Raw genomic sequence first — 279 nt, 5'->3', positions numbered from 1 at the left:
TTACGGAGTTGCTTAAACTTTCACTCATCGATACCGAGTTACTCATACTTTCACTCATCGATACCGAGTTACTCATGCTTTCGCTCATTGATACCGAGTTACTTAAGCTTTCGCTCATTGAAACGGAGTTAGATAAGCTTTCACTCATCGAGACGGAGTTGCTTAAGCTTTCGCTCATCGATACCGAGTTGCTTAAGCTTTCGCTCATCGATACCGAGTTACTCATGCTCTCACTCATTGAAACGGAGTTAGATAAGCTTTCACTCATCGAGACGGAGT

At 43.0% G+C, this 279-nt stretch carries 1 pseudogene; it reads left to right on the top strand.

What is annotated here, in order from left to right:
* Window positions 1-279, top strand: a pseudogene (locus LMC10_RS01215) (hypothetical protein); the annotation flags it as partial.

Origin of the sequence: Limosilactobacillus reuteri subsp. simiae (assembly GCF_020784875.1) — a bacterium.
Lineage (GTDB): Bacteria > Bacillota > Bacilli > Lactobacillales > Lactobacillaceae > Limosilactobacillus > Limosilactobacillus reuteri_H.
This window is presented reverse-complemented; position numbering and strand designations above follow the sequence as displayed.